This is a genomic window from Okeania sp. SIO3I5, from assembly GCF_010672085.1.
Lineage (GTDB): Bacteria > Cyanobacteriota > Cyanobacteriia > Cyanobacteriales > Microcoleaceae > Trichodesmium.
In genome coordinates this window covers 1-11,020 of the sequence record NZ_JAAHHT010000083.1, presented here as the reverse complement: position 1 = coordinate 11,020, position 11,020 = coordinate 1, and the positions used below count along the sequence as shown (strand labels likewise).

The 11,020-nt window shown below is 35.2% G+C and carries 4 protein-coding genes; all 4 read right to left on the bottom strand.

Annotation, left to right across the window (positions count from 1 at the left end):
* Positions 1-25: 25 nt before the first annotated feature.
* Positions 26-1,030, bottom strand: a complete 1,005-nt coding sequence (locus F6K40_RS19180) for a GGDEF domain-containing response regulator (protein ID WP_293138663.1) — start codon at positions 1,028-1,030, stop codon at positions 26-28.
* A gap of 14 nt (positions 1,031-1,044) precedes the next feature.
* Complete coding sequence (locus tag F6K40_RS19175) at positions 1,045-6,798, bottom strand: PAS domain S-box protein (protein ID WP_293138661.1); 5,754 nt, start codon at positions 6,796-6,798, stop codon at positions 1,045-1,047.
* 503 nt (positions 6,799-7,301) lie between these two features.
* Positions 7,302-7,511 (bottom strand): hypothetical protein, encoded by a 210-nt coding sequence (locus F6K40_RS19170; protein ID WP_293138659.1) that lies wholly within the window; start codon positions 7,509-7,511, stop codon positions 7,302-7,304.
* A 396-nt stretch (positions 7,512-7,907) separates the two neighbouring features.
* Entirely contained in the window at positions 7,908-9,794 is a 1,887-nt protein-coding gene (locus F6K40_RS19165; protein ID WP_293138657.1) for a caspase family protein, read from the bottom strand.
* Positions 9,795-11,020: the final 1,226 nt, after the last annotated feature.

The following is an 11,020-nucleotide window of genomic DNA, read 5'->3' as shown; positions in this document are numbered from 1 at the left end:
TGTATCTATCTATAATCATAATTGCTTAACTTCTGGAATTAACACAAACTCGGTTGCGTCCTTGAGATTTAGCTTCATAAAGTGCTAAATCTGCTTTCCTAATCAGATCGCTAAGTTGACATTCAGAGTTTTTTTTACCTAAGCATATTCTAGTAGCAACTCCACAACTAATAGTGACACAATTAGTAACTTTTGAACCCTGATGAGGAATAGAAGCATTTTTAATACTTTGACGAATTTTTTCTGCAATATAAACTGCTCCTTTTCTATCTGTTTCTGGCAAAACAACTACAAATTCTTCACCACCATAACGAGCTACTAGATCGGCAGGACGATTAACACTATGAATAATAATATCAGCAACTTTCTTTAAGCAAGTATCTCCTTCTGGATGGCCATAAGTATCATTATAAGCTTTAAAAAAATCTACATCGCATATTATAATTGATAATGGTAAATCATTTCTCTGAGCACGTTTCCACTCAGTTTCTATAAACTTATCAAATTGGCGACGATTAGGAATCATTGTTAAACTATCTACAGAAGCTAAACGCTCCAATTCTTGATTGACTTTTTCTAATTTTTCAGTCAACATCTGCTGTTTTTCCACTTGTCGTCGTAATTCACTCATTGCCCATTGAATTTCCAATAAACGCCGAACTCGTTGACGTAAAACTGCCCAGTGAATAGGTTTAGTCACATAATCCGTTGCCCCTACTTGAAATGCTAAATCAACAGATGCTTGATCGTCAAGCACTGTAATCATTAATACTGGTGGACTATTTTCTCCCAATAACTTATGTAATTTACCACAACAGGTAAAACCATCCATTTCTGGCATCATTGCATCCAGTAATACCATATTTACTAATTGTTTTTGACAAATTTCTATACATTCTTCTCCATTAGTTGCTTCCATAACTTTATAACCATCTTTCTCCAAAATACGACGTAGTATTAGTCGAATAGTCTTCTCATCATCGACTATTAATATTTGGGGTGGTACAGTCCAAAAATCAGGCTTAATCATCTTACGAATTTATTTCAAATTTTCGATTTCAACACTGTTTTAACTTTATGATATTCTTGGTTAATTAATTGTATTAATTCTTCTGCATTTTCTGTTGTACTCATCCTACCTATTGCTTCTAATTTCCCACACAGTTGAGCTAAATTATTAGCTCCCATAGTTAAACTAAGAGATTTTAGAGCATGAGCAGAATTTCTCAATTCAACTGCATCTTGATTTTCTACTGCTGCTATAATTGCTGCTCTTTTTTGAGGAGCTTCCTCTAAGTAACTATTAATTATTTCTTTTAAAATACTTTCATCTCCTCCTGCTGCTTGCTCTTTTAGATATTCAAATACTAATTTATCAATAGGTGGAGTGGTAAAATTTGATGTCTGTCCGTTGGGATAATTTACTAAATATAAACTTTCACTTTTTTCGTCTTCCTCTGATGCCAAATTATCTGCTACAGTAATATATAATTCTGGTTGATTTTGATTTTCCAGGAGATTCACATTTGCTTCTGGAATTAACTCTTGATCAACTTGATTTGATTTGAAATCAACCTTTGTTTCTGCTTCGATTCCTACCTCCTGAATTTTATAACTCCCCAGTTCGATATCTCCCCTACCTGACTCCTGAGTGTTTCTTGATAATTCATCAGTTTGATTTTGATTTTCCAGGAGATTCACACTTGCTTCTAGAATTAACTCTTGATCAACTTGATTTGATTTGAAATCAACCCCTGTTTCTGCTTCGATTCCTACCTCCTGAATTTTATAACTCCCCAGTTCGATATCTCCCCTACCTGACTCCTGAGTGTTTCTTGATAATTCATCAATTTGATTTTGATTTTCCAGGAGATTTACACTTGCTTCTAGAATTAACTCTTGATTAACTTGATTTGATTTGAAATCAACCTCTGTTTCTGCTTCGATTCCTACCTCCTGACTTTTAGCTTCAGACTCCTGCTGTCTATAGCTAATATAATTTTGTAATGCCTTGATTAATGCTTCTACTCGAACTGGTTTACTTATATAATCATTCATTCCTGCTGCCAAACATTCTTCACGATCGCCTTGCATCGCATGAGCAGTCATAGCTATAATCCAAGGACGTTTAGCTTGAGGGTAAATTTGGCAAATTCGTCTTGTTGCCTCTAAACCATCCATTTCCGGCATTTGTACATCCATAAAAACCACATCGTAGTGTTGACGACGTAATGCTTCTAAAGCTTCCAATCCATTATTTGCCACATCAGCACGATAACCCAATCTCTCTAACACCAGTAAAGCTACTTTCAAATTCACAGCTACATCCTCCGCTATCAGGATGCGTAATGGCAAAGTCAATTCTACTTCATTACTCCATATTGATTTTGCTTCTGAAATTTTCGGTTTAAATGATATCACTTGTTTTCCTAGCACCGAAACTAACATCTCATATAAATGAGACTGTTTAATTGGTTTATTTACAAAAGCTGCAAATAAAGCTCTGCCAGCAATTTCTGCTGATGTCAGTTTCCCTACCGAACTGAGCATAACCAAAGGTAACCTTTGATAATCTGGTATAGATTGAATTTCCTCTGCTAGAGTTAAACCATCCATTTCTGGCATTTGCAAATCTAATATCGCAATATCAAATTTTTTCCCAGAGCGAATTAACTTCAAAGCTGCTGCTCCTGACTCCACTGCTTCCGCTTTCATTCCCCAAGATTCTACCTGGAGAGTAAGAATTTTGCGATTAGTTGCATTATCATCAACAATAAGTAGTCTTTTTCCAGTCAGTTCAGGTTGTAGTTGTTTCAGTTCAGATTCTGAAGGAGTTTCAGTTGCCATTGCCATCATAGTAAAATGAAATGTAGAACCTTTACCTAAATCCGTTTCCACCCACATATCTCCACCCATAGCTTCACTTAAACGTTTGCTAATGGCTAAACCTAATCCTGTTCCCCCATACTTTCGAGTCATGGAGGCATCAAGTTGAGTAAAAGGTTTAAATAATCTTTTTAATCTATCCTCAGCAATTCCTATCCCTGTATCTTTGACAGCAAACTCGATCTCATATAAATTTTTCAAGGGTGTAGGAATTTTTTTGATCGCAGAGTTGATGCTGTATTTATAATTATCAGTGTATTTATCTTGATATAACTGGGTATGAGCTACTAACCATGTTTTCCCATTCACTGAAATAACCACTTCCCCACTAGCAGTAAACTTAACTGCATTAGAAAGTAAATTAGCAAGTATTTGACGTAACCTTGTCACATCCCCCACTATCGCTTCGGGAGTACCTCGATCAATAATATATGCCAATTCTAAACCTTTAGCACCTGCCTGGGAAGCCACTAAATCTAAAGCTGATTCTACACAAGTTCGGAGATTAAATGGCTGATCTTCTAACTCTAGTCTGCCAGATTCAATCTTAGAAAAATCAAGAATATCATTAATAATCGTCAGTAATGAATCACTACTCTGACGGATAGTATCCACAAAATCGTATTGTTGAGAATCTAATTTTGTATCCAGTAATAATCCTGTCATCCCAATTATTGCATTCATAGGAGTCCGAATTTCGTGACTCATCATTGCCAAAAATTCACTTTTAGCTCGATTAGCAGACTCAGCTTCTTCTTTTGCTTTTTCTAATTCTACATTTTCAGTTTGTAGCTGAATTTGCCTTTGTTTTTCCATATCTAAATGATCTGCTTGTGCTAGAGCAATTCCTACTTGTGTCGCAACTGACTCCAATAACTCAATTTCTTCATTTACCCAAGTCCGATAGCGATCGCATTGATGTAAAATAATCACTCCATTCACCTTTCCTTTGTAGGAAGTGCGAACTGCTAATATTGACTTAACTTCTAATAAGCAACAAACCTCAGTATCTTTCATTAATAAAGGAGCTAAGTAGCCATTTTCCCTGCTAATAGCTTTGTCTTGGGCCAATACTTTTTCCAAGTCTTGGTTTTCTTTCAATATCAATGATAAACCCTGCATTGATTGATAGTCAGGTTCAAGATATTCTGCTACTAGAGGCATCTGGGGTGATGGTTCAGCAATATAGCAATAAATTAGGCAGCGATTTACTTGAAATATCTTACCGATTAGCATAACCGCTGTTTCAAAAATTTCCTTACTATCTAAGGTAGAATGGATTTTTGTGGTTAACTGTTTATGAAGTAGAATTTGTTTGATTTGGTTTTCTAAGGCAGCCTTTGAGGAATGAAGTTCTATTTGATTTCCTACCCATTGGGCCATGAATTTCAAGAGGTAGCGATCGCTTTCTTTAAAGGGTTCTTGTTTAGGATATGGACTGGCAAAACTGAGAGTACCATAGATTTTTCCTTCTACCATGACACGAAAGCCAATATAAGTTTCTAACTTAAAAAATGTCTGAGCATAAGCAGGATGATGCTGCCATTCTGAATTTCCAGCACTTTCAAAACTAACTGGTTCATTTTTTTGAATAGTTTCGCTACAATAAGTCTGCTTTACATCAGTTGTATGTCCTGCTTCGAGCGGAAAAGGAAATCCCAAGGGTAATTGAGAGGCGACTACTTCATAAGATTCTTCTGTTATCTTGGCTAAAATGCCTATTTCTGTTTTATATAGTGTTCGCCCAATACCCAAAATTCTTTGTAAAATAGCTTCTAAGTCTAAGTCAGTTTCTGAAACCGCTGCATAGATATCTCTAATTACTGCTTCTGTTTCCTTTAGTTCTGTTTCTGCCTGTTTTTGTTGTGTAATATCAGTAGCAACACCAACAAATCCAATGATTTTCCCTTGATTATCCCGTTTACCTGTAATTACCAAGCTTACCAAAATATCAGAACCATCTTTTTTGACACAATACCATTCTTGGGGTTCACAAATTCCTTGTTTTGCTGGTTCTACCAAAACATCAAAATCTCTGATTGAGTTATTAAATTTTTGAGTTAGTTCCTTGCTGCATTCTACTAACTGAGATTTTTGATTAAAAAACGTCAGATTTTCTTTACCTACTACCTCTTTTCTAGAATAACCCAATAGTTTTTCAGCACCAGAATTAAAAGTAGTAATCTCACCATTAATATCCGTCGCAATAATCGCAACTTCTGTAGCAGCATCCAGCACTTGTCGTAAATTAGCATTGATCTCCGCAAATTCTTTCTGTGCTAATTTGTAATTAGTAATTACTTCAGTAAACATAATTATGCCAGCAATTTCACCCTTGCTATTCTGCCAAGGGTGCATTTCCCATCGTATCCACTCCACGGAACCATCCGCTTTGAGAAACTGCTCTTCTTCTGCTTTTGTCACTTCTCCCGCTAGACAAGCTGTAAAAATTTGCTGCCAGCGATCGCCCACATTAGGAAAAATTTCATAATGAGTACGCCCAATAACATCTTTTTCTGTCAAATTGCTATCAATTAACCAACGTTTAGATGCCCATAAGTAGCGCATATCTCCATCAAAAATAACTGCTGCTACAGGTGTATATTCCAGTAGCAGCTCTTTCAACATCTCTTTTTCTTGTTTATTTTGCTCTATCTCCTGGTTTTCAGGAATTTCAAAAATAGTAATTAATCCACCAATAAATTGATTATTTTCATCATTGACAGGAAAATAATTACATTCCAATAATATTTCTTCTTCAGGACTTACTAGAGTGCGGTTTATAGTTTCACTAAAAGCTTTATTACTATTAACTATTTGGCAATGAAAATCATTCTTTGCTTCTAAAACTTTTTGATCTATCAAGAAAGTAAATATTTCAAATATTGATTTATCAATAGCATCTTTTCTACTAATTCCAGATATTTCTTCAATCCTATAATTCCAATCTGTACAATTACACTCAGCATCAAATTTTACAATTCCATCTCTACTATTTTTAATTATTTCCCCTGCAAAAAAAAAATCGTGCTCCAGTAATAACCCTTCCTGCTTTAATCCTGAAATATCACGACTATAAACTATTATTTGTTCAACTTCTGATGTTCTGAGAAAATCTTTAATTCTCATTTCATAAAAATGCCATAAACCATCATTATGATAAAATCTTGCCTCTATCTTTACTATTAATTGTGGATTATAAATAATTTGTGTTAACTTATCTATAACCAATACAAAATCATCTGGATGAACAAAATTAAGAAAATTTTTCCCTATTAACTCTTGTGATTGATAACCCAATACTTCTTCTACAACCGGATTATTATATAAAATATTCCCACCAATATCTATAATTGTTACCGCATCACAATTACTTTCAACCATTAAACGAAAGTAATCCTGATTATCCAGCAGTCTTGTTGGAGTAGATATACTTGAAATTAATGTTCCTAAATTACTAAAAGTAGATATTAACCCTACTATCTTCGGATCACATTCTCGTATTTCTCTACTATAAAAAATAATAACCGCAACAACACTATTATTAGCTATAATTGGAAAACCTAAAGCTGTTTTCAGACCTACTTCACTCGCTTTTTTAGTCCGTAGATAAACTGTTTCTGATAAATTACTAATATCCTTTTCCCACTCTAGTTGTTGAGAAACCCAAATCCTACCCGGCATACCAATGTTTGGTGGTAACGTTATTTCCTGACTATATCTATGAAACTCTGTTAGTAATTCTTGAATATCAGACTTTCCATACCAAATTGAACTACATTCTATCCTACTACCATTACTATTTGGTATCCATACCTCTGCATAATCAGCACCAATACCAAGACACGCCTGATGAATCAATGCCTCTAGAGCGCGATCGAATTTTTGGGACTGAAGCTCGCGATAAATCATATTATAGATGAGTTCCTGATTCACAGAAATTCTGATATAGCAAAAGGCAGAAGGCAGAGGGCATCCCCCCTACCCCCCAATGACAAGCTATCCCTTATAAGGAACTCTTGAAACCCTTGTGGGAGGAGGGGGAGGAGGGGGAGGAAGAATTCTGTCTACATTCATAAAAAAGTGTATTTTTCAATACTCTTTTCTCCTGAAAAAGCCGATTCAAGACTTAAACATAACTCCTCTATGTTGTCAAGTTTTATGTTAAGAAAAATGTTTATAAAGCATAGCTTTGAAAGGGGGAGCAGAAGGAAAAATATTGCGTTGTCTAGGTTTTAGGCTTTTTATGCGTCCTAACCTTTGCTTCGACTGTTAAGTTTTAGACGGCATTTTCCTTGACATTTATGGACAACTGTGGACAAAATGTATAGGTATAACCGTCTTTTTTATGCACAACTTTTAATTTGCTGGCATGAACACTTTTAGCTTTTTGTCCTGGCATTGTGAAATTAAAACTATTTGATGAAAGAGCGTGGATTAACTCTACCTACTTCCCCTGTTTCAATATTCAATGCTAAATCTCCACTATTCCAACCTTTTATCGGTTTTAGTGGGTTGTACCTTATGGGGTATCCATATTTATTCACCGCTGCTTTCTGTCTGCCTCCTTGCCCTTTGCAAATAGCAGCTAAAGCTTGAGTGGTTTGAAAATTTAACTGATTCACTTCACCTACAAGTGTTCCTCGATTATGTTGGCCAAGCTTGTCGATGCCCTAAACACGCTTCGGTACAAAACCTACTTCCGATTGGCGCTATTAAACGCTGTCCTTAATTTAGAGCGACCAGCAAATAAGCTGGAGTTCACTTATGCTGGTCTTGACTTAGCCAACGTAGTAAGTTTTGACTTAATCTGCAACCTTTGAGAGACAATTCCTAAAAATGTCTAGGATTGACTAGGTTTTTCAAAGGTGCTATATTCTTACATTAATCAGCCATATATCTGATAGCCCATTTTATCAAAATAATTGGATCTAAAACCCCTCCTTTTAAGGCTACACGTTTTTGGAGCCTTGCTCAAATCCCCGTTACATCCGTCAACTTCTGACTTCTGACTTTGTTAATCACCTTTTTTTCTCTATTTGTTTTTGGCTTTTCCAATCTGCCAATGCTTTTTGAGCAGACTCATAAGCTGGAGTGCCAGAAGGAACTAACTCACCAGCTAAAATAGCCTCACTCAAATTTTTATTCTTAGCTCGTACTTTAGCGATACTAAAAATTGTATTACTCCACTGAGCAATTAGTTTTTGAGCTTCTTCATATTTAGGCTCACCAGAGCGAATTTTACGAACTTCATTAATTGCCTTAATATAAGAAGAAGCTTGTCCAGGTTTAATCTGTTCCTTCGCAGATTTAAGTAATGCATCATTAAACCCTTCAACTTCCTGTTTTTGTTTAGCTACTTGTGGCTCCCATTCGGCGATGGCCAACTGTGCTTCCTGATAAATTGGTGTTATATTTCGAGGTACTAATTTAGCTGCATTAATTGCACCATCATAATCTTTTTTTAATGCTCGTCCACTAGCTATATCAAAAATAGTCAAACTCCAGCGTTCTATTTGATTTTGTGCTTCTGGATAGAGTGGATCGCCTTGAGGAATTTTAGAAGCTTTAATAATTGCCTGACTAAAATTAGAAGCTGAAACTAAATTAAGTGCAGTTACAGCTTCAGATAATATTAATTGATTTGCTGATAGTTTATTTTCTGCTTGTTTTTGCCGATTCCCTTCTGTAGTAGAAATGTTTGCCGTAGATTGATCCTCAGAAGCAGATACCACAGTTAATGGAGCTAAAATAGCCTTTGATGAATTATCCTCCTCCGTTTTGATAGTAGATAAATTACCCTCATCCACTACCTTTTTACCCAAAAATATAGATCTATTAGTTACAAATACACCCAACAGAAGCACTAAAGAAGTGAGACTACTTCCTACAATTAACTTTTGTAAAAAGGATTTATCAGGCTGTATGTTTTGAGCAATATTTTCAGACATTTCCACTTGTTTTATATAACTTTTGCTATTTCCTTGAGATATAACTGTATTATTATTGTTATTCATACTCCTATTTACCATCTCTGTTTGGGTAGTTTTTGTTGTCATAGAAGTTTTTACAGAATTTGAAACTTGTTTTGTTGCTCTAGAACCCACCAAAGATTCAACCATTACACCCACCTTTTCTGGAGCAAAATTAGAATCAACCTGAACCTTTTCAGGTAAAATTATTTGATTCATTTTATCAGTAGGATTCACCATCATCAGCGGATTTTCCTTTATTCGCCCATGTTCAGCACATAACTCTGGTAAGCGATGACTTAAGAAATCATCAAGATTTTTTAGCGTTCTACATTTTCCAGAATACAATCCTTCCAAAAGAGCCGCTGTAAAAAATCCTAACCGCAGTGCAGAAGTTTCCTCCGAGACCTGGTTAGGATGACATGATAGTAACAAAGGTATTTCTAACTCTTTAGCCACCTCCACTGCTTGAACACCAAGTTGATTGTCTATTCCTGGCAAACGGCCATGCTTCATGTCTAGCACAACCAAAACCTGTTCTACGGGAGACTTACTCAAATCTTCTAGTAGCTTCCTTATTGATATTCCCGTTGCTGCAGGGTCTTGAAGATTGCCATCAATAGGCATCAAGTAGTCTTGATTTTGATAGCTCACACCATAACCACTGAAAAAATACCAGAGAAAGTTCTCCACTTGCAATTGCTTTTGACAAAAGCCTTCAATAATATTTAGTATATTTTCTCTAGTAGGATAAGTTGGCTGTTGCCATATTGGTCTTGAAGTATTGTCACTTAATAATAGACATTGTTCTTCTGAAAAACTTGTTTCGTTTACTAAAAAACTATGGAGTGCCTCTGCATCCTGTTGAGCATAACTAAGAGGTTCAAGAAACTCGTATTGATTAATACCAATGGCAATGGAAGCGTAATTTTTCATTCACCAAAAATCCAGATACTAAATAAATTGCCTGTACCTAGGATAACATTCTTAGGCCATTTTAGCTCAGTCCTCTAATTGGGATAACCTTAATAATAGTAATTAGGGAGGTTAAATTTCTCTCCTCTAGGATACAGAGTGATTTTAATTTTCGGGTTTTCAAAGTAATACCTTTGAGTTTCACTATTTATGGGAATAACACTGCAAAACTAATTATGTCTCAAGCATAAAAACTAAAAATGGTAAATTTAGTATAATTTTTTGGAATCCATGTCATAGGATTAAAAATCGTACACCATACGTACCTATTTGTATTTGGCTATGCTTTACCCACATCTCTTGAATTCCTTACAGGATAGGTTAGACGAGGAGAGAGGTTTGCTCGAGAAGTCAAGACTTGCCTGCCATTTATCATTCTTTACAGAGGTGACTAAAAGTTAATAACGCTTCAGAAACTTCACATTCTTCGACTCCCTAGACTCCCAACCCTGCAATACTTCTAAGACTTATAGATAAGGGATAGACCTATTTGGAAAGATAAGTCAGGAATTGTGAGTATTCCCCTTTGATATTGCAAATATGCTCTATGAACCAAGAATCGCCTCAATACTATAGATATGGGGAATGTCAAAACCTTTAAATGGCTTTCTGAAAAAAATTTTTGCTTAAGAGTTAGGCCATAGAACATGAACAGTCATACTAAAAACCATTTAATATTTTTCCTCATATTTTTACGACCACTATCTCAGCAAAAAAGTATAAAGTATATTGTTTATTCTGCCCGATTATTTTGATGATTATAGGTAAGAATACTTTTCAAAAATTAGTATCAATTTTTCTTGAATCATAAAATGGACATTATTTGGTTGACTTTGCAAAGTCAGTATAATTTTTTTTGTAAAATCTTCAAATGCTTAAAAGCTTGCCAAATAAGAAATACAGCTCAAATAATTTCGTAAAATTATCTATTTCCCGAAAAAAATTGAGAAAAGGGGTTGACACATCAAGATAGAGTTGCTAGATTAGTAAATGCGCGGGTGAGAGACACAAAAACTCAAACCAACGCCCGAACCTAGACAACTCAATAGTTTGAAAGTAGAACAGCACTACTTCTATTAAGTCCTTGTAATAAATAATCAGGACAAAGAAATAGATTTCTAAGTCCTAAAATAAACAAAAACCTTCTCTAAGTCAAGAGATTTGGAGAAAAAAAACAAAGAGTCAAA

Excerpts from the sequence above, each read along its gene's own strand:
- F6K40_RS19180 (WP_293138663.1), bottom strand. The coding sequence starts at position 1,030 with ATGATTAAGCCTGATTTTTGGACTGTACCACCCCAAATATTAATAGTC.
- F6K40_RS19165 (WP_293138657.1), bottom strand. The coding sequence starts at position 9,794 with ATGAAAAATTACGCTTCCATTGCCATTGGTATTAATCAATACGAGTTT.
- F6K40_RS19175 (WP_293138661.1), bottom strand. The coding sequence starts at position 6,798 with ATGATTTATCGCGAGCTTCAGTCCCAAAAATTCGATCGCGCTCTAGAG.